This is a genomic window from Rhizobium sp. AG855 (assembly GCF_003610655.1).
Classification (GTDB): domain Bacteria; phylum Pseudomonadota; class Alphaproteobacteria; order Rhizobiales; family Rhizobiaceae; genus Allorhizobium; species Allorhizobium wuzhouense.
In genome coordinates, this window is record NZ_RAQG01000003.1 from 2,590,965 (window position 1) to 2,609,448 (window position 18,484).

General features: G+C 61.9%; 20 protein-coding genes. 13 read left to right on the forward strand and 7 right to left on the reverse strand.

Annotated features, from left to right (window positions below; all coding sequences use genetic code 11):
- Positions 1–77: 77 nt before the first annotated feature.
- The 3 genes from DFO46_RS12860 (at position 78) to DFO46_RS12870 (ending at position 1,837) form a co-directional block, all read left to right on the forward strand.
- Positions 78–422, forward strand: a complete 345-nt coding sequence (locus DFO46_RS12860) for a multidrug efflux SMR transporter (protein ID WP_110790338.1) — start codon at positions 78–80, stop codon at positions 420–422.
- Positions 422–1,012, forward strand: coding sequence for a TetR/AcrR family transcriptional regulator (locus DFO46_RS12865; RefSeq protein ID WP_120277567.1), 591 nt, complete (start codon positions 422–424; stop codon positions 1,010–1,012). Before DFO46_RS12860 ends, DFO46_RS12865 begins: the two co-directional genes overlap by 1 nt.
- A 135-nt stretch (positions 1,013–1,147) precedes the next feature.
- Entirely contained in the window at positions 1,148–1,837 is a 690-nt protein-coding gene (locus DFO46_RS12870) for an HAD family hydrolase (protein WP_110789593.1), read from the forward strand.
- Between the two features lie 18 nt (positions 1,838–1,855).
- Here the strand turns inward: DFO46_RS12870 and DFO46_RS12875 are convergent, their stop codons facing one another.
- Together DFO46_RS12875 and DFO46_RS12880 are read right to left on the reverse strand one after the other, a co-directional pair.
- Positions 1,856–2,776 carry a diacylglycerol kinase family protein gene (locus DFO46_RS12875; RefSeq protein WP_120277568.1) on the reverse strand — a complete coding sequence of 307 codons (921 nt, stop codon included), beginning with the start codon at positions 2,774–2,776 and terminating at the stop codon, positions 1,856–1,858.
- Between the two features lie 98 nt (positions 2,777–2,874).
- Positions 2,875–3,441: a hypothetical protein gene (locus DFO46_RS12880; protein ID WP_120277569.1), complete on the reverse strand. Its 567-nt coding sequence runs from the start codon at positions 3,439–3,441 to the stop codon at positions 2,875–2,877.
- Positions 3,442–3,745: 304 nt separating this feature from the next.
- Between DFO46_RS12880 and thrC the strand changes: the two genes are divergently transcribed.
- From thrC to DFO46_RS12900, 4 genes are all read left to right on the forward strand, one after another.
- Positions 3,746–5,152: a threonine synthase gene (gene thrC / locus DFO46_RS12885; RefSeq protein ID WP_120278251.1), complete on the forward strand. Its 1,407-nt coding sequence runs from the start codon at positions 3,746–3,748 to the stop codon at positions 5,150–5,152.
- Between the two features lie 20 nt (positions 5,153–5,172).
- On the forward strand, positions 5,173–6,471 hold the full coding sequence (locus tag DFO46_RS12890) for a pitrilysin family protein (protein WP_120277570.1): 1,299 nt from the start codon (positions 5,173–5,175) through the stop codon (positions 6,469–6,471).
- A 61-nt stretch (positions 6,472–6,532) separates the two neighbouring features.
- Complete coding sequence (locus tag DFO46_RS12895) at positions 6,533–7,144, forward strand: GNAT family protein (RefSeq protein WP_110789597.1); 612 nt, start codon at positions 6,533–6,535, stop codon at positions 7,142–7,144.
- Positions 7,141–10,050: an EAL domain-containing protein gene (locus tag DFO46_RS12900; protein ID WP_120277571.1), complete on the forward strand. Its 2,910-nt coding sequence runs from the start codon at positions 7,141–7,143 to the stop codon at positions 10,048–10,050. Before DFO46_RS12895 ends, DFO46_RS12900 begins: the two co-directional genes overlap by 4 nt.
- A gap of 10 nt (positions 10,051–10,060) precedes the next feature.
- Here the strand turns inward: DFO46_RS12900 and DFO46_RS12905 are convergent, their stop codons facing one another.
- The 3 genes from DFO46_RS12905 to DFO46_RS12915 form a co-directional block, all read right to left on the reverse strand.
- Complete coding sequence (locus DFO46_RS12905) at positions 10,061–10,360, reverse strand: hypothetical protein (protein WP_147412765.1); 300 nt, start codon at positions 10,358–10,360, stop codon at positions 10,061–10,063.
- A 232-nt stretch (positions 10,361–10,592) separates the two neighbouring features.
- Positions 10,593–11,069, reverse strand: a complete 477-nt coding sequence (locus DFO46_RS12910; protein ID WP_147412766.1) for a hypothetical protein — start codon at positions 11,067–11,069, stop codon at positions 10,593–10,595.
- Between the two features lie 292 nt (positions 11,070–11,361).
- Entirely contained in the window at positions 11,362–11,967 is a 606-nt protein-coding gene (locus DFO46_RS12915) for a YqgE/AlgH family protein (RefSeq protein ID WP_110790340.1), read from the reverse strand.
- Between the two features lie 160 nt (positions 11,968–12,127).
- Here DFO46_RS12915 and DFO46_RS12920 point away from each other — a divergent pair, with 160 nt between their 5' ends.
- Positions 12,128–13,015, forward strand: a complete 888-nt coding sequence (locus DFO46_RS12920) for a protein-disulfide reductase DsbD domain-containing protein (RefSeq protein WP_120277574.1) — start codon at positions 12,128–12,130, stop codon at positions 13,013–13,015.
- Positions 13,016–13,087: 72 nt separating this feature from the next.
- A complete protein-coding gene (locus tag DFO46_RS12925; protein WP_110789601.1) occupies positions 13,088–13,573 on the forward strand; it encodes a peroxiredoxin in 486 nt (161 codons plus the stop codon).
- 412 nt (positions 13,574–13,985) lie between these two features.
- Here the strand turns inward: DFO46_RS12925 and DFO46_RS12935 are convergent, their stop codons facing one another.
- Positions 13,986–14,948, reverse strand: coding sequence for an endonuclease/exonuclease/phosphatase family protein (locus DFO46_RS12935; RefSeq protein ID WP_183041893.1), 963 nt, complete (start codon positions 14,946–14,948; stop codon positions 13,986–13,988).
- Between the two features lie 178 nt (positions 14,949–15,126).
- Here DFO46_RS12935 and DFO46_RS24275 point away from each other — a divergent pair, with 178 nt between their 5' ends.
- From DFO46_RS24275 to DFO46_RS12950, 4 genes are read left to right on the forward strand one after another with little or no spacing between them, the layout of a single operon-like run.
- Complete coding sequence (locus DFO46_RS24275; protein ID WP_280953034.1) at positions 15,127–15,249, forward strand: hypothetical protein; 123 nt, start codon at positions 15,127–15,129, stop codon at positions 15,247–15,249.
- Complete coding sequence (locus tag DFO46_RS12940; RefSeq protein WP_120277576.1) at positions 15,246–16,001, forward strand: ABC transporter ATP-binding protein; 756 nt, start codon at positions 15,246–15,248, stop codon at positions 15,999–16,001. The genes DFO46_RS24275 and DFO46_RS12940 overlap by 4 nt, the downstream gene beginning before the upstream one ends.
- Positions 15,998–16,870 (forward strand): metal ABC transporter permease, encoded by an 873-nt coding sequence (locus tag DFO46_RS12945; protein WP_120277577.1) that lies wholly within the window; start codon positions 15,998–16,000, stop codon positions 16,868–16,870. Before DFO46_RS12940 ends, DFO46_RS12945 begins: the two co-directional genes overlap by 4 nt.
- Before the next feature lie 40 nt (positions 16,871–16,910).
- Positions 16,911–17,810, forward strand: coding sequence for a zinc ABC transporter substrate-binding protein (locus DFO46_RS12950; protein WP_120277578.1), 900 nt, complete (start codon positions 16,911–16,913; stop codon positions 17,808–17,810).
- A gap of 57 nt (positions 17,811–17,867) precedes the next feature.
- On the opposite strand, the gene DFO46_RS12955 is transcribed toward DFO46_RS12950, so the two are convergent.
- On the reverse strand, positions 17,868–18,176 hold the full coding sequence (locus DFO46_RS12955; RefSeq protein ID WP_120277579.1) for a Dabb family protein: 309 nt from the start codon (positions 18,174–18,176) through the stop codon (positions 17,868–17,870).
- Positions 18,177–18,484 lie beyond the last annotated feature (308 nt).

Sequence of the window (18,484 nt, forward strand, 5' to 3'; positions counted from 1 at the left end):
GGGCGCCATCCGAGCCCTTGCAAAGAAACCGACCGTACGGTATGTTTTATACAATTGCCGCCTCCGGAGTGTCTTCGATGAATCCCGCCCTTGCCGCCTATAGCGCGCTGACCGCAGCCATCGTGCTCGAAGTGATAGGCACGACCCTGCTGCAGAAATCGGCGCAGTTCACCAAGCTATTGCCGACAGCCGGCATGGTGGTTTTTTATGCCGCCTCCTTCTATCTGCTCACCCATGCGCTGAAAGGGCTGCCGCTCGGCATTGCCTATGCCATGTGGGGCGGGCTCGGCATCGTGCTGACGGCGCTGATCAGCGTCTTTGTCCTGAAGCAGAGCCTGGATTATGCGGCGCTGGCCGGCATAGGCCTCATCGTTGCGGGCGTGATCGTGATGAACACGCTGTCGAGTTCGGTATCGCATTGATGGCTTCTGCCCCCTCCCCTTCCGAGGCGCCGCATTCGGCGCATCGCCGCAAGAAGCAGCCGGAACAGGTGCGCCGGGCACTGCTCGATTGTGCCGCCCAAATCGCCGCCGAACAAGGGACCGCCGCCATCACCATCCAGGCCGTGGCGGAGCGGGCGGGCGTGACCAAGGGCGGGCTGCTGCATCATTTCGACAGCAAACAGACGCTGCTGGCTGCCGTGTTTGCCGATTTGCTCGACCAGCTCGACCGGGAAATCGACCGGTCGATGGCGGAAGACCCGAAGCCGGAAGGTCGCTTCACGCGGGCCTATGTCAGGGCCTGTTTTGCCGATCGGCCGCTCGGGGCGCAAAGTCTCTGGGCAGCGCTTGCGGTCGCCATCGTGACGGAACCGCAGCTCAAGGCGCTGTGGTCGCGCTGGCTCGATGCGCGGCAGTCGCGGCATCACGACACCGATGGCGATCCGGCCTTTACCACCGTGCGGCTGGCGGCCGACGGCATCTGGCTCGCGGATGTGCTGGAGAAGGAAAACGGGATCCGGCGTTATCCGCAGTCGCTGGAGGCTGAGCTTTTGAAGATGGCCGGCGGATGATTGTGGAGCGGGTGCCAGCAAACTCGCACGCGGTAGACTGCCATTGCGGGGACGCTGCCATGCAAGCGGTGTGATTGTCCTCGGCCCATTGATCGTGTAGGGAGCGACCATCCCTCACGACACCACGGATCCCCCATGAGCAGTTTCGAGCTTACCCTATTCGATTGCGACGGCGTTCTCGTCGATTCCGAGATCATCGCCGCCAAGGTGGAATCGAAGCTTCTGACGGAGGCGGGTTATCCGATCTCGGTCGAGGAAATGGGCGAGCGTTTTGCCGGCATGACCTGGAAGAACATCCTTCTGTCGATCGAGAAGGAAGTCGACATTCCGCTGTCGGCCAGCCTGATCGACAAGTCGGAACAGCTGCTCGACCAGAAGCTGGCGCGCGAGGTAAAGGCGATCGAGGGCGTGCAGTTTGCCCTTTCCCGCATCAAGGGGCCTCGCTGCATCTGCTCGAATTCGTCGACCGCGCGGCTCGACCTGATGCTGAGCAAGGTCGGCCTCAAGGAATTCTTTGCGCCGCACATCTTCTCCGCCAAGGATCTCGGTCCCGACCGGGTCAAGCCCAAGCCCGACATCTTCCTGCATGGCGCCAAGCAGTTCAATGTCAGCCCGTCGCGCTGCGTCGTGGTCGAAGATTCCGTGCATGGCGTGCATGCGGCGCGGGAAGCCGGCATGCGGGTGATCGGTTTTACCGGTGCTTCGCATACCTATCCGTCGCATGCCGACAAGCTGACCGATGCCGGCGCCGAGACGGTGATTGCCCGCATGACCGACCTGCCGGGCGTGATTGCCGCCATGGAAGAATGGGAAGGCGCGTTCTGAGCCTGTCGCTCCCGACGCTCAGAACCTGATCGTCAGCGCCTTCGGCACGATTTCCGCGACGAAGCCGCCGCGAATGGGGTTTTCGCCATCAACCTCGATCGGGAAGCGATCGGGGTCCTGCGGGCGCAATTCGACACGGCGGCCGCGATGGAAGCTCAAGAGCGGATGGCCGAGATGTCCCGCCGTATAGAGGCTCTTCAGTAAACCAAGCAGACCGAAGACGCTTTCTTCGCGCATCACCGCCACGTCGAACAGGCCGTCGGCCACATCCGCCTGCGGTGTGATGTGCATGCCGCCGCCGAACCAGCCACCGTTCGCGATGGCGGCAATTGCCAGCGGCCCCTCATGCACCCGCATGCCATCGACCAGAATGTCGAAGCGGTAGGGGCGATAGCGCAGGATCGCCATGACCGAGAAGAGCAGGAAGCGCAGCGGACCGGTGACGATCTTGCGGCGACCGCCGGCATTGACCGCGTCGACGATTTCGCCCGAGATCCCGACGCTTGCGATATTGGCGAAGTAGCGGCGCTGCTCCAGACCCTGCGCATCCCGCGCCAAAAGAAGGCCGGCATCGATCTTGCGGGGGCTGGCGCCCGCGATCCGGCGGGCAAGTTCGACGGGATCGACCGGAGGCGCGAAATTGCGGACGAAATCGCATCCGGTGCCAATCGGCAGAAATGCAAGCGGCGTATCGGGCCGGGTCGAGGTGAGGATGCCGTGAACCACATCGCTGATCGTGCCATCACCGCCGGCGACGATCACGAGGTCACAGCCTCGGTCGGCCTGTTCGCGCGCAAGCCGTATGGCATCACCGCCCGAGCGGCTTTCCTGGACATCCAGTCCTGGGAATTGATCTGAAAAGGCCTTGTAGGCTGCCTTCCATGCGCCGCTCTGCCTGCGGCCACCCGCGACCGGGTTCCTGATAATGACGACGTTCACCGCTGATGCTCCCCCACCGCCGGTCTGGCCGGCGCATGCCCTTGGCGCAGCGAACGTTCAGCCCGCCGCGACGCCGGTCACAGAATAGAGGGGGGAAGTTACTTTTTCTTTTTACCTTCGTCGAAGCCGACATAGACGCGCGTCACGCCCGAAACATTGCCGGGAACGGTGACCTGCTTGGTATAGACGAACTGTGTCGGCTGGTTCACATCGGCGAGGTTGACCGCGTACTGTTCGATCTCGGAGGTGACTTCCTGATCGCCGTCCATGACGGTCACGCGGATCGGCAGGTTGATCGAGCCTGCCTTGCCCTGCGGTCCGGAGGTCAGGCGGCCCTGCAAGAGCGCGGTGATGGTGAGCGTCGTGTCGGTGCGCGAGCAGGCGCGAGTCGTGTCGGCAAGCGAGGCCTGGAAGACCACGTCCTTGGCGTCCTGGCTCTTCGACTTCGCATAGGTGCGGTACACCGACGTGCCGTCACGCAGCGAGATCTGCGGGCAGAAACCCTGGACGAAAGGTTGAACGGCAGCTGCAGTCTGTGTCGCAGGCTGGGCTGCGGGTTCCGTCGGAGACAGGCCGAGGCCCGACCCCATGCTGCCGGCGTTGCAACCGCCCAGCACCATCATCAGCGAAACCACCAAGACACCACGCGACACGTTTACAGACACGAGATTTCACCTTCCGCATGCTCGGCCGAAAAAGCCGGAAAACAGTCAAACTTGAGGCTTTTCAGCGCCCTTGCGGATGGTCTATACCAGCGGCCACAACAAAAATCGATTGGGTAGCCGGCAATTTGAGTCAATTTTCGATCTGCCAGCCCAGCCCCTGCCTCACGCCCTCGACCCCGGTCGTGGCCGGCATTGCCGGGCTTGCGAAATTCACACCTCCGGTCTGGCGCAAAATGGCAAACCTCTTTATCGAAAACGCCATAGATTTGCGGGCGTCATCGATCCGGACAACACACATCCAAGGATAAGCAACGTGGAATATATCTCGACCCGCGGAGAGGCCCCCAGCCTCGGCTTTTGTGACGCGCTTCTCGCCGGGCTTGCCCGCGACGGCGGCCTTTATGTGCCGCGCGAATGGCCGCAGATGTCGAAAAAGGCGATCCGGGGCCTGCGCGGCAAGAGCTATCAGGACGTCGCCTACGAGGTGCTTCTGCCCTTCACCAATGGCGAGATCGAGCCCGCCACCTTCCGCGCGATGATCGACGAGGCCTATGCGACCTTCAAGCATCCGGCCGTCGCCCCACTGGTGCAGACGGGGCCGAATTCCTTCGTGCTGGAACTCTTCCACGGCACGACGCTCGCCTTCAAGGACGTGGCGATGCAGCTGCTTGCCCGGCTGATGGACCATGTGCTGGAGAAGCGCGGCGAGCGCGCCACAATCGTCGGCGCGACCTCGGGCGATACCGGGGGGGCCGCGATCGACGCCTTTGCCGGGCGCGCGCGCACCGACATCTTCATCCTCTTCCCGCATGGCAAGGTGTCGCCGGTGCAGCAGCGTCAGATGACATCCTGCACGGAAGACAACGTGCATGCGATTGCAGTCGAGGGCAATTTCGACGACTGCCAGAACCTGGTGAAGGCGATGTTCAACGATGTTGCCTTCCGCGACCGGGTGAAGCTATCCGGCGTCAACTCGATCAACTGGGCGCGCATCATGGCGCAGGTGGTCTACTATTTCACGTCTGCCGTCGCGCTCGGCGCACCGGACCGGAAGATCTCGTTCACGGTGCCGACAGGCAATTTCGGCGACATCTTTGCCGGTTACGTGGCGAAGAAAATGGGCCTGCCGATCGACAGGCTGGTCATCGCCACCAATGACAACGACATTCTTTCGCGCACGATGAAGACCGGGCGTTACGAGATGAAGGGCGTCATGGCGACGACCTCGCCGTCAATGGACATCCAGATATCCTCGAACTTCGAACGGCTGCTGTTCGAATCCTACGGCCGCGATGCCGCGTCCATCCGCTCTGCGATGGAAGGCCTCAAGCAGTCGGGTTCGTTCGAGATCCAGCCGGAGGCGCTGAAAGCGATCCGCCGCGAGTTCCGCGCCGGCCGCGCAACGCAGAAGGAGGTGGCGAAAACCATCAAGGCTGTGCTGGCCGACACCGGCTATCTGCTCGACCCGCATACGGCCGTCGGCGTGCATGTGGCGAAGAAATTCGAGAAGCCGCAGAGCCCCATGGTGGTTCTCGCCACCGCCCATCCGGCGAAATTCCCGGCGGCAGTAAAATCGGCCTGCGGTATTGACCCCGCGCTTCCGACATGGCTTGCTGATCTGATGGACAGGGAGGAGCGCTTCGAAATCCTGCCCGCGGACCTTAAGGCCGTCGAAAGCTTTGTCGGCACACATGCCCGTGCGGACGGTTGAGAAGCGCAGAAAGACGGACCATGAATGTTGAGTGTACCCGGCTTCCATCGGGTTTGACTGTCGTAACCGAGAATATGCCACATCTTGAAAGCGTGGCACTCGGCACCTGGATCAAGTCCGGCTCGCGTAATGAGACCGAAGCCGAGCATGGCATTGCGCATCTGCTCGAGCATATGGCTTTCAAGGGCACGAACGAGCGCAGCGCGCGCCAGATCGCCGAAGAGATCGAGAATGTCGGGGGCGAGCTGAATGCCGCCACATCGACCGAGACCACGTCCTATTACGCCCGTGTTCTCAAGGACAATGTGCCGCTCGCCGTCGATATCCTTGCCGACATCCTGACGGATTCGCTCTTCGATGAAGAAGAGCTGGAGCGCGAAAAACACGTCATCCTGCAGGAGATCGGCGCGGCCGACGATACGCCCGACGACGTGGTGTTCGACCGCTTCTCCGAACGGGCCTTCCAGGACCAGACGATCGGCCGCAGCATTCTGGGAACACCTGACACGGTGCAATCCTTCTCCAGCGACCAGATCCGCGCCTATCTCTCGCGCAACTACACGACGGACCGTATGTTCGTGGTCGCCGCCGGCGCGGTCGATCATGACGCCTTCGTCAAGCAGGTCGAACAGCGTTTTGCCTCGCTTCCGACCCAGCCCTCCGCCCCGCCCGTGATGGATGTCGCCCGCTACACCGGCGGCGAAGCCCGCGAGGAACGCGACCTGATGGATACGCAGGTCCTGCTCGGCTTCGAGGGCAAGGCCTATCACATGCGCGATTTCTACTGTTCGCAGATCCTGGCGAACATCCTGGGCGGGGGCATGTCCTCGCGCCTCTTCCAGGAAGTGCGCGAGATCCGTGGCCTCTGCTATTCCGTCTATGCCTTCCATTGGGGCTTTTCCGACACCGGCATCTTCGGCATTCATGCCGCGACCGGCGGCGACAATCTGCCGGAACTGGTGCCTGTCATCATCGACGAACTCCGCAAGGCGTCCGAACACATCGACCAGCAGGAGATCGAGCGCTCGCGGGCCCAGATCCGCGCACAGCTGCTCATGAGCCAGGAAAGCCCGGCCGCCCGCGCCGGACAGATTGCCCGGCAGATGATGCTCTACGGCCGCACCATTCCGAACCAGGAGATGATGGAGCGGCTGGCCGGCATCACCACACAGCGCCTGACCGACCTTGCCGGGCGCCTGTTCTTCGACACGGCACCGACGCTCTCGGCCATCGGCCCGGTGGACAAGCTGGTGTCGCTCGACGAGATCGCAGGCGCTCTCAGTGTTCAGCAGAAGGGCGCCCGCAAGGCGGCCGGCTGAGGGATATCGCGAATGAATTCATCCGGCGGGTTCGCCGCCGGATTTCTCTGGGGGTTCCAGGATGACGCGCTCGGTCTTTCGGTTTCTGTCGCGACAGGCGGAGCTTCCGGAACTCGTGGGCGAGCGGCATCTGCTGCGACTTGCCCGCTACCGCGACTTCGAAGCCTGGCACGTTCTTCGACGCGACAGCCGTGCCTTCCTGCAGCCCTGGGAGCCGACCTGGCGCACCGACGAACTGACGGAGCGTGCCTTTCGCCAGCGGGTGTTGCGCAACGAGCAGGAGTTTCATTCCGGCATGGCGGTGCCGCTCTTCCTGTTCGAACGGGAAACGGACACGCTTCTCGGGGGGCTGACCATTGGCCTGATCAGGCGCGGCGCTTCGCAGGCTTGCATGATCGGATACTGGATGGGCGAAAAACATGCCGGCAAGGGTCATATGTTTGCCGCACTTCAACTGGCTATTCCCTACATCTTCGGGCCGCTCGAGTTGCACCGTATCGAAGCAGCCTGTATTCCCGACAACGTCAACAGCGTAAACCTGCTGGAGAAAGCGGGATTTGAGCGAGAAGGTCTTTTGCGCGAATATCTGAAAATCAACGGAGAATGGCGCGACCACGTGCTGTTTTCGAAGATCGCCCCGGCTCGGGGACGGAACGGCAAAGCAGGCTCATGACGCAGACCCAGATTGCTCCGCGCAGGGCTCAGCGCCTGTTACTCCTCGTACTCGCCCTGTTTTCGGCCCTGTGCCTCGGCTTCGTCGCGCCGGCTTTCGCCGTCGAACCGGTCAAGATTGCCCGTGACGACACGGCCCTCGACCTGACCGCGACCACCGAGATCTACACAAACCAGGGCGCCGCCTTCCAGGTTTCGACGGCTGCCGGTGCCGATGGCATCCGCCGTCGCATCGAGGTGCGTTCGAGCTCCGATACCCATCAGGGCGACTGGGCCGTTTTCGCGCTCGCCAATGTCTCGGAAGAACAGCTGGAGCGCGTGATCGTCGCGCCGCATTTCCGCCTGTCCGGCTCCAAGCTGTTCTGGCCGGATCTCGGCTCGCAGAGAATCATGGCGATCACGCCTTCGGAAGGCTTCGCGCTCGACCGGGTACCAAGCCCGGATGCCGACGTCTTCCGCATCACCCTCAATCCGGGCACCGTCATCACCTTCGTGGCGGAACTCGCCTCGCCGAACCTGCCGCAGATCTATCTCTGGGAACCCGACGTCTACAAGGACACGGTCAACGCGTTCACGCTCTATCGCGGCATCGTTCTCGGCATTGCCGGCCTGCTCGCCGTGTTCCTGACCATCCTCTTCGTCGTGAAGGGCACCTCGATGCTGCCGGCGGCGGCAGCACTTGCCTGGGCGGTGCTTGCCTATATCTGCGTCGACTTCGGTTTCCTCGAAAAGCTGATCTCGATCACGTCTTCCGATGTGCGAATATGGCGCGCGGGGGCGGAAGTCGCGCTCGCCTCGTCGCTCGTCATCTTCCTCTTCACCTATCTCAACCTCAATCGATGGCATGTGCATCTCGGCTATGCGACGCTTGCCTGGATGCTGGGACTTGCCGCCCTGTTCGGGGTTGCCATCGTCGATCCCTCGATTGCCGCCGGTATCGCGCGCATCTCGTTTGCGCTGACCGGTGTCGTCGGCATCGGCCTGATCATCTATCTCGGCTTCAACCGCTATGACCGCGCCGTGCTTTTGGTGCCGACCTGGGTCTTGATCCTCGTCTGGCTATTCGGCGGCTGGATGACGGTGACCGGACAGCTGTCCAACGACATCATCCAGCCGGCACTCGGCGGGGGCCTGGTTCTCATCGTTCTCCTGATCGGCTTCACGGTCATGCAGCACGCCTTTGCCGGCGGCGCCTATCAGCAGGGGCTGTTCTCCGATCTCGAGCGCCAGTCGCTGGCGCTGACCGGCTCCGGCGACACCGTCTGGGACTGGGATGTGGCGCGCGACCGCGTCGTGACCAGCCCCGACGTCTCGGTTCGTCTCGGCCTCTCGCCCGGCACCATGCATGGGCCGGCACGAAACTGGCTGCCGCGCCTGCATCCCGACGATCGCGACCGGTTCCGCGCCACGCTCGACGTGCTGCTCGAGCATCGCAAGGGTCGGCTCAGCCACGAATTCCGCATCCGCGCCGAAGACGGGCATTTCCACTGGCTGAAGATCCGCGCTCGTCCCGTGCTGGGATCAAACGGCGAAGTGATCCGTTGCGTCGGCACGATCATCGACGTGACCGAGCAGAAGAACTCGATCGACCGGCTGCTGGTCGATGCCATGCACGACAACCTGACAGGCCTGCCGAACCGCGAGGTCTTCCTCGACCGGCTGCAGGCGATCCTGTCGCTCGCCTCGACCTCCGACAGCGTGCGCCCGACCGTGCTTGCAATCGACATCGACCGCTACAAGCAGGTCAACGATGCGCTCGGCATCGCTGCCGGCGACAATATCCTGATTGCGATCACACGCCGCCTGCGCCGCTTGCTGAAGCCGCAGGATACGCTGGCGCGTCTGTCCGGCGACGAGTTCGGCCTGATCCTGGTGTCGGAAAAGGACCCCGGCAAGATCGCCGACTTTGCCGATGCGGTCTCCAAGGCGATCATGGTGCCGCTCAACTTCGCCAATCGCGAAATCAGCCTCACGGCCTCGATCGGCCTCGTCTCCTGGGTCGACCAGCAGGAAAGTGCGACCAGCCTTCTGGCGGATGCGGAGCTTGCCATGTACCGGGCGAAACGCTCCGGCGGCAACCGCGTCGAGCCTTTCCGTCCGGCCTTCCGCACCGTCAGCACCGACCGGCTACAGTTGGAAACGGACCTGCGCCGCGCGATCGAGCGCAAGGAACTGACGATGGCCTACCAGCCGATCGTCCGGCTGTCGAATGGCGAGATCGCCGGCTTCGAGGCATTGATGCGCTGGGATCATCCCAAGCGCGGCAACATTCCGCCGACGGAATTCATCCCGATCGCTGAGATGTCTGACCTCATCGAGCCGCTCGGCATGTTCGCGCTGGAGCGCGCCTCGACCGACCTGATGGACTGGGAGCGCCAGACCGGCGAGCTGCCGCTGTTCGTCTCGGTCAACCTGTCCTCGGCGCAGCTGATCTCCAGCGAGATCTACAATGACGTGCGCGCGATGCTGACCAAGACCCAGTGCGATCCGAAGCGGATCAAGCTGGAGCTGACGGAAAGCGTCGTCATGGAAAACCCGGAACAGGCGCGCCTGATGCTGCAGAAGCTGAAGGATACCGGCATCAGCCTGGCGCTCGACGATTTCGGCACCGGCTATTCGTCGCTCGCCTATCTCACCCGCTTCCCCTTCGACACGATCAAGCTCGACAAGGCGCTGGTCTGCGACCAGTCGGACAAACGCGCCGTGCTCCTGCGCTCCGTCGTCGCCATGGCGCGCGGGCTCGACATGCAGGTGGTGGCCGAGGGCATCCAGACCGACCAGGACGCTGCCGATCTCGCCATGATGGGCTGCGAATTCGGCCAGAGCTATCTCTTCGGTCCGCCGCTCGGGTCGGAATCGGTGCTCAGGCTTTTGAAGGAACGGTTTCCGCTGATGAAGCGGGCGTGAGGGGACCGTGCTACTTCATTCGTGAAAAGCCATCGGCAGCAATAGTGCCAACGCTGAGGAATTGAGCATAGCGATCAATAACGTTACGCACACCAGATGGGTTTGGATATCCGCTATCTGCCAAACTTTCACGCAGTGAGCCTGATATACTGCCAGCTTCTGCGGAAGCAGCCAAAAGCAAGTCTGCGGCCGTGACTTCCTCCACAGGCCCAACGTCACCGCCACGAACAGATTGTAGCCACGCATAAAGGCGTTCGCCGGTTTCAATTTCAGGGAATGTTCTCTGAGCAAACTCGGATTCTGCAAGCACTAAGAAAAGTTTTGACGTTTCCTCAAGTCGAGCGGCCGCGTCTAAAAAGCGCTCTGGTGAACGCCGATTTTGTCGCTCACTCTCAGCAGACCTGCAAAGAGTGACGATGCGCCGTCAAACATTGCGGCACTTGCTTCACGGGACGCCTCTGAGACGGCTGGATCCAGGATGTTCCATGCATCACCTGCTGAACATGGAACAGAAAGGATCAAAACGCCCAACAGAGCGACAATTATTGTTTTTTGTCGGAGCACCATTCAGCCCTCATTTCCACTCTTTCAGCTTTGTAATGCTTCGCTGCAACCTGAGCATCCCAGAACGCCGCAATCTCGGGGCGCTCAAAAGATTGACAGAAGTCATCGGCCATTTGAGAACGAAACACAGCAGATATTCCTGACGCCTTCGCCTGCCTGTATACAGATTGATAAAAGTTGAATAGCAACCCTATGCTTTGCTTGGAATCCAACACTTGCTGCTTTTCACAAGTTGACGTATCCGCAATGCAATCTGTCCGCATTTTGGGACCAATTACCTGAACTAAATCTCGCAGATCTTTTCGGATTTGATACTCATTGGCTGCCTGGAGCTGCTTTGTGGTCTGCTGCAACTGAGATATGGTCAAACCAAAGCCAACGACAGTTACCACCAAACCCAAAACAGTCGCAATGGCAACGATGGCTTCAGCTTCCCTGGCAATCCAAGTCCACATAGGAATTCTCCGCCAGAAGTAGAGCGCCCTCATTCAATGCTTTCAGCTGCGTGACTGGCATCTTAGTGAATCCTCAAAACATCTTCAATCAAAAGTTAAATTTTATTTCCGCAATCGTCCAATGATTGCATTTCAAACCATCCTCCATATTCCCACGAGCTTGGAACCGCAAAAAGGTGCCTTCTGGAAGTGTCAAAACCGGAAAGTGGTGTTACGCAGCCGATGCCGGCAAGCATTGCAAACTGTTCCTACAAAGCCCAAAGATCGCAAATGGCTGCGCTGCGTCTATTGATCACGCATGGCCCGCATCCATCGACAGCATGGCCGGGTTGATGCCCATCAGGGCCAGCGCGCGGTCATACTTGTCGTCAAGGCAACGGTCGAAGATCAGGTCTTCGGTCGCGGCGCAGTTGAGCCAGCCGTTCTGGGCGATTTCCTCTTCCAGTTGGCCCGGACCCCAGCCGGCATAACCGAGCAGCATGGTGGCGTAGCGGGGTCCTCTGCCGTCGGAAATGGCGCGGACGATGTCGAGGGTCGCAGTCAACGATATGTCGTCGCTGACGGGGATGGAGCTGTCGGAGAGATAGTCGTCGGAATGCAGCACGAAGCCGCGGTTCTGCTCGACCGGGCCGCCGCACTGGATCGGGAAATGGCGGGCGTGATCCGGCAGCATGATCGCATCATTGCGGTCGATGAGTTCCAGATGCAGCAGGAGATCGGCAAAGGTCACCGATTGCGAGCGGTTGATGATGAAGCCCATGGCGCCGGCATCCGAATGGGCGCAGATATAGACGACGGCGCGGGCGAAATTGCCGTCGGCCATGCCGGGCATGGCGATCAGCAGCTGACCATCCAGAAAGCCGCGCTCTCTCAAGGATGTCTTCGACGACAATGCCATGCCCGCCTCCTCGGTCTGCCTTGCGGCCATCGGTGTGATGCGTGGTTCAGGTGGTCTCCCAAGCAAGATGGGGCAGAAGGGGACTGTGATCAACCCAAAATGATGCGGTTCGCCGAAGCGTGACTGGTATAGCCGAATTTGTTCGCCTAGATGATTGGACATGATCGACAGTTCAACCGCTCTCCACCCCTTGTTTCGCCAGGCCTTTCGCCAGGATTTTCGCCCGGCCGTTCGCGCTCGATTGACTGGCCTTGCCGTGCTGGTGCCGCTGTGTCTCGTCGCGTTGACCGGTACCGTACAGGCGGCCAGCAGCGCCTGGGCGACAAACGAAGGGGGGCGAATGCGGCTGGTGCTTCTGGCTGCCAAGGCCGACGGCACCCGCGAGGGCGTTTTGCTGGTGGAGCCGAAGAAAGGCTGGATCACCTATTGGAAGGAGCCGGGCGATGTCGGCATTCCGCCATCAATCACTCCGGCCGCCGGATCCGACTATACCGTGGCGGATGTCGATTTTCCGGTGCCGAAGCTGCTGTCGACCGGCGACATGCAGGATGTGGGATACGACCATTCGGTCGCGCTGCCTCTGGTGCTCGCCAATGCGGGTTCAGACCGGCCATTCAAGCTTTCGGCCTTTGTCGGCGTGTGCCAGAACATCTGCATTCCCTTCCAGGCGGACCTCACCGTCGATCCGGCCGCCGAGATCGGGAGCGATCCGGACGAAACGGCGCTGGTGGAAAAGGCCAAGCGGCTGGTTCCACCGGGGCCAAGCGAGGACTTTCGGGTGACGGCGCATGCCATGCAGCCGGATCTGAAATCCCTGCAAGTCTCCCTGCGTTTGCCGGCGGGCGCCCCTGCCCCACAGGTCTTCGTCAGCGGCCCAAGCGGGCATGTCTATGTCGAGGGAACGGCTGCAACGGGGCCCCATGGCGAGACGCTCTATACGGTGCCGATCGGCAAGCTTCCCAAGGGCTACACGATGGCCGGCAAGCGCTGGGGCATCCTGGTGGTGGCGGGCGAGCGCGCCATGGAAACCACGCTTGCCTTTGAGTAACCGGCTTCTATATTCGCGCTCGACGAGACGACCGGCACCAGGCCGGCGTGACGAACCACGGGAACGAATTTCATGACCATTGCAATCGGCGACACGCTACCCAAGGCGACCTTCAAGGAAAAGACGGCGGATGGCCCGGTGGAGATCAGCACGGATGAGCTGTTCGCCGGCAAGAAGGTGGTGCTGTTTGCCGTGCCGGGCGCCTTTACCCCGACCTGCACACTGAACCACCTTCCCGGTTATCTCGAAAACCGCGACGCGCTGAAGGAACGCGGCGTCGACGACATCGCCGTCATCTCGGTGAATGACTGGCACGTGATGGGCGCCTGGGCGCAGCATTCGGGCGGGCTCGGCAAGATCCACTTCCTCGCCGACTGGGATGCCTCCTTCACCAAGGCGCTCGGTCTGGAGATGGACCTGTCGGCGGGTGCACTCGGCCTTCGCTCGAAGCGTTATTCCATGCTGGTCGAAAACGGCGTGGTGAAGAGCCTCAACATCGAGGAAAATCCCGGTCAGGCGACCGTCTCGTCGGCGGCGACGATGATTGAGCAGCTTTGATGTGAATGTGGGTGACCGGAGAGACTGGAGGGCGTGGTACGCCCCTCTGACCTACCGGATAGGTTCGAGGGCTTGGTCCCCCCCCTCTGGCCTGCCGGCCATCTCCCCCTCAAGGGGGGGGGGAGATTGGACCCCGCCATCGGCTTGCCGTTACGATAAGTTCTGGCTCTTTCGGACAGGTTCCAGGGCTTGGCACCCCCCTCTGGCCTGCTGGCCATCTCCCCCTCAAGGGGGGAGATTGGACCCCGCGACACGGTTGCCGGTCGGATCAGTGTGACCCGAAGAGCTGGCGTGCAAACCGAACGGTGCCGTTATCCGATCTCCCCCCTTGAGGGGGAGATGCCTGGCAAGGCAGAGGGGGGTAACGCGGTGTCCGAGGCCGATGAACGCCCTCCCTCAGCCGATCAATGCCTCAAAACTGCACCACCGCCATGGTCGCCCGGTGATCGGATGGCCAGGGCGTCACGACCACGTCGGCCTCGGGCGCCTTTTCTCCGACGATGCCGGCTTTCACGACCTTGAGGGTCTTTGCCCGGCCGAGTGTATAATCGATGCGGTCATGATGATCGTCCTTGGCGGTCGGCTCCGAGGTCGGCGTCCAGGTGAAGGCCGGCTTGGCGACCGGATCGGGGAAGGCGGCGCGGAAAAGGTCGGTGAAACCGCCGGCCGTCTCGATACGCTGGGCCGAGGGATAGCTGACCGCAAGCGGCTGGTGACCGGCCTTGGCCGCGGCCTCAGTCCAATCGAGATGCGAGGGTTCGTTGAAATCACCGAAGACGAAGGCGGCATCAGCACCATCGGCCAGTTTCAAATCCTGAAAGAACAGATCCAGTGCGGGTCCGCGCGCTGCCTTGGCGGCGGCCTCTGCCTCGGCTGCGGTTTTCAGAAAGGGCGCCTTGCCATATTCGATGTTGAGCACCTGGTATGGCTGATAGGGGAAATCGGTCAGGTGCAGGTTGAAGGCATAGACCTTGCGGCCCTTCACGTCGATTTCGACACCCAGATCATGCGGGGTCGGCTTGCCGATGGGGTAACGGCTGAGGATGGCATTCGCCCAGAGGGCGACGTTCTGCTGGTTCTGGTCATAATAGAAATAGCCGAGCTTTTCCGCGATGGCTTTTGCCTTGCTCTCACCGACGGGCACACAGGCCTCGGCTGTGCAGGGGTCGGGTTCCAGGCGCGTTTCCTGAATGCCGATGATGTCGGGATTGACCGCCTTGATCGCGGCGACGGTTTCATCCACGGGTTTTCCCGCATTGCCGCCGCCGCCCCAGATGTTGAAACTCATCACGGTGAGTTCGACCGGCTGCTGCGCGTGGGCAAACCCGGGAGCGGCGAGAAGGATTGCAGAAAGCATCAGCGAGAAGCTGCGCATGACGATGTCTCCGTGAAACGGTGTGTTGGAACAACGCTGATCTAACAGGGCCAGATGACAGAGCGGAGACACAGGCAAGGCGAAACCACCGGCAGGAGGCCTCTCCATCGGCCTTGATTTTGCCGCAATGCGGGCGCCCTTGGTTTCGTAATGTTATTACATTTATGACGGGCCGCCGATGGACGATCCTGCCTTTCTTCCCAGCCTGCTCGCCCGCTCGGCGCTGGCCCGCCTGTGTTTTGTTCTTCTGCTGATCGCCCTGATCTGGGCCGGCATCCAATGGGCTGTTGCACTTCCATGAGCCTGATCCGTATTGACAATCTGACGCTGACCTATCAGCGCCATCCGGCCGTGCACCATCTCTCCGGCGTGATCAGCAAGGGGAGCCTGACGGCGATTGCCGGGCCGAACGGGGCAGGCAAATCCACTCTGCTGAAGGCGATCATGGGCGAGATCCGGCCTGCCGAGGGCCGCATAGAGCATGCCCTGACCGCGCATGACTTCGGCTATCTGCCGCAGGCCGCGGAGATCAACCGGCGCTTTCCGATCAGCGTGCTCGATACCGTCCTGCTCGGCGCTTGGCGGCGGGTGGGCGCGTTCGGGCGCATTGGCAAGACGGAGATGGACAAGGCGCGGGAGGCGCTTTCCACCGTCGGACTCGAGGGCTTCGAGCGCCGCGAGATCGGCTCGCTCTCGGCCGGGCAGTTCCAGCGCGTGCTGTTTGCACGGCTTCTGCTGCAGGATGCGCAGGTGATCCTGCTCGACGAGCCGTTTACCGCGATCGACGCGCGCACCACCCGCGACCTGATCGATCTCGTCGCGGGCTGGCATGGGGCGGGCCGCACCGTCATTGCCGTGCTGCATGATCTCGACCAGGTGCGCAACCACTTTCCGGAAACGCTGCTCCTGGCCCGCGAACTGATCGGTTGGGGCGCCACCGACGAGGTCCTGACACCGGCCAATCTCCTGTCGATGCGCCGCATGGCCGAGCGCTGGGACGAGGATGCCGAGGTCTGCGAACCTGCCGACACCACCGGGAGGACGGCGGCTTGAGTGCCTTCGATCTGCTGATTGCGCCCTTTGCCGATTACGGCTTCATGCGCCGCGCGCTGATGGCCGCCGTTTGCCTCGGGTTCAGCGCCGGGCCGATCGGCGTCTTCCTGCTCTTGAGGCGGATGAGCCTGATGGGCGATGCGATGAGCCATGCGGTGTTGCCGGGGGCTGCCATCGGTTATCTCGTCGCTGGTTCGCTGTCGCTCACCGCCATGGGCATAGGCGGGCTTGTTGCGGGTCTGTCGGTCGCCGTGCTCTCCGGCCTCGTCAGCCGCTCCACCGTGCTGCAGGAGGATGCGAGCTTTGCCAGCTTCTATCTGGCGTCGCTGGCGCTTGGCGTGCTCATCGTCTCGCTGCGCGGCTCGAATATCGACCTCTTGCATGTGCTGTTCGGCACCATTCTTGCCATCGATGCCCCGGCGCTCACGCTGATCGGCGCGATCAGCACGCTGACGCTGGTAGCCCTTGCGCTGATCTACCGGCCGCTGGTGCTCGAGTGCCTCGACCCCGGTTTCCTGCGCGCCGTCGGCGGCCGTGGATCGCTCTATCACTTCGCCTTCCTGCTGCTCGTCGTCATCAACCTCGTCGCGAGCTTCCAGGCATTGGGCACGCTGATGGCGGTCGGGCTGATGATGCTGCCGGCTGCAATCGCCCAGCTCTGGGCCCGCACGCTGCCCGGCATGATGGCGGTTTCGGCCGTGACGGCCATCGTCTCCAGCTATGTCGGGCTGATCGCCTCCTTCCATTTCGAACTCGCCTCCGGCCCAACGATCATCCTGACGGCGGCCATCCTCTACGGCCTGTCGATCCTCGTTGCCCCGATGGGCATCGCTCGCCGCTTTTTCCCCCGGCCGCATCTCAAGGCTTGAGAGCGACCTCCCCCCAAGCGTGAACTCCAAGGAGTGCCTCATGACCCGCAAGCTCACCCTTCTCTCCGCCCTCCCCCTGATCGCGTCACTTTACGGCTCCACGGCGCTGGCCGGCGAGCCGGTCAAGGTGGTTGCCTCCTTCACCGTGCTTGCCGATGTGGTGGCGCAGGTGGGTGGCGATCATGTCGAGGTTTCCAGCCTGGTCGGGCCGAATGGCGACCCGCATGAATTCGAGCCGTCGCCGACAGATGCCAAGGCGCTGAAGGCGGCGAAGGTCACCTTCATCAGCGGCGAGGGTCTCGAAGGCTGGATGGAACGGCTGATCTCGGCCTCCGGCTATGACGGCAAGCCGGTGGTCGTCTCCGACGGCATTTCGCTGCGCACCATGGAAGAAGACGGCAAGACCGTGAACGATCCGCATGTGTGGAACAGCCCTGTCAATGTGAAGGTCTGGGTCGACAATATCGAGGCGGCCCTTGCCAAGGCCGATCCTGATGATGCGGCGGATTTCGCAGCGAACGCCAAGGCCTACAAGACCAAGCTCGATGCCATGGATGCCTATGCGCACGAAAAATTCGACGCGGTTCCGGAAGCGAGCCGCAAGATCCTGACCAGCCATGACGCCTTCGGTTATCTCGGCCGGGAGTATGGCGTGACCTTCCTGTCGCCGCTCGGGCTATCGACGGAGACGGAGGCCTCGGCAGCCGAGATTGCCAAGCTGATCGAGCAGATCAAGACCGAACATGTGAAGAGCTACTTCCTGGAAAACTCCAACGATCCGCGTCTGGTGGAGCAGATTGCCGGCGCCACCGGCGCACAGTCGGGCGGCGAACTCTATGTCGAGTCGCTGTCGGAAAAGGACGGCCCTGCGCCGACCTATGAACAGATGTTCCGCTACAATGTCGATCAGCTCTCGGCCGCGATGGCAAAATCGAGCTGATCGGAACTCCTGCGACGCATGGTCGGCAAGCCCTCCCCCACCGGGAGGGCTTTTTCGTCAATGGGCGAGGTCGAAGACCAGGATGCCGGCAAGGCCGCCATCTGTGGCATGCACGATGCGCTCGCCGACGGCGACATGCTGCGGATGCTTCAGATAATAGTCGCGGACCAATTCGTCCTCGAAGGTGACGATGAAGCCGTCGTTATAACCGCCGCTCAGGCCCTCGGGCGAGACATTCGGTCCCGACTTCACCTCCAGCATGCCGGGCACGACATCCTTCAGTTCCGCGATCGCGGTATAGATCGCCTGCTTCTCGGCCTCCTGGATCGCGGCCTTGAAGCGCAGGAACACGCAGTGCTGGATCATCGATGTCTCCCGTGTGTTTCGTTTTGAGGCGAGCATAGGGGGAATGGGGGAAAGGGCAAGGGCGCATCCGGGAGGGCTGCCTTGCGAAAACCTGGGGTTGCTGGCCATTATGATGCTCCACTAGCGCTGCTACGGACCGGTTGTCATTTGACAACACATTCGTCCGGAATTATCTTGAGGAGGCTTAGTTGAGGCGAAGGCATCCGAATAAGGAAATCGAGGAGGCCCTGCGGCACGCGGAAGCGCAAGGCTGGCGGGTTGAGATCGGCGGCAGCCATGCTTGGGGACGGATCTACTGCCCCTATGAC

Coding starts and splice junctions, on each gene's coding strand:
- DFO46_RS12915 (WP_110790340.1), bottom strand. CDS start 11,967: ATGGCATTGTCGTCGAAGACATCCTTGAGAGAGCGCGGCTTTCTGGAT.
- DFO46_RS12925 (WP_110789601.1), top strand. CDS start 13,088: ATGACCATTGCAATCGGCGACACGCTACCCAAGGCGACCTTCAAGGAA.
- DFO46_RS12920 (WP_120277574.1), top strand. CDS start 12,128: ATGATCGACAGTTCAACCGCTCTCCACCCCTTGTTTCGCCAGGCCTTT.
- DFO46_RS12940 (WP_120277576.1), top strand. CDS start 15,246: ATGAGCCTGATCCGTATTGACAATCTGACGCTGACCTATCAGCGCCAT.
- DFO46_RS12870 (WP_110789593.1), top strand. CDS start 1,148: ATGAGCAGTTTCGAGCTTACCCTATTCGATTGCGACGGCGTTCTCGTC.
- DFO46_RS12950 (WP_120277578.1), top strand. CDS start 16,911: ATGACCCGCAAGCTCACCCTTCTCTCCGCCCTCCCCCTGATCGCGTCA.
- DFO46_RS12865 (WP_120277567.1), top strand. CDS start 422: ATGGCTTCTGCCCCCTCCCCTTCCGAGGCGCCGCATTCGGCGCATCGC.
- DFO46_RS12900 (WP_120277571.1), top strand. CDS start 7,141: ATGACGCAGACCCAGATTGCTCCGCGCAGGGCTCAGCGCCTGTTACTC.
- DFO46_RS12860 (WP_110790338.1), top strand. CDS start 78: ATGAATCCCGCCCTTGCCGCCTATAGCGCGCTGACCGCAGCCATCGTG.
- DFO46_RS12910 (WP_147412766.1), bottom strand. CDS start 11,069: ATGTGGACTTGGATTGCCAGGGAAGCTGAAGCCATCGTTGCCATTGCG.
- DFO46_RS12890 (WP_120277570.1), top strand. CDS start 5,173: ATGAATGTTGAGTGTACCCGGCTTCCATCGGGTTTGACTGTCGTAACC.
- DFO46_RS12955 (WP_120277579.1), bottom strand. CDS start 18,176: ATGATCCAGCACTGCGTGTTCCTGCGCTTCAAGGCCGCGATCCAGGAG.
- DFO46_RS24275 (WP_280953034.1), top strand. CDS start 15,127: ATGGACGATCCTGCCTTTCTTCCCAGCCTGCTCGCCCGCTCGGCGCTG.
- DFO46_RS12895 (WP_110789597.1), top strand. CDS start 6,533: ATGACGCGCTCGGTCTTTCGGTTTCTGTCGCGACAGGCGGAGCTTCCG.
- DFO46_RS12935 (WP_183041893.1), bottom strand. CDS start 14,948: ATGCGCAGCTTCTCGCTGATGCTTTCTGCAATCCTTCTCGCCGCTCCC.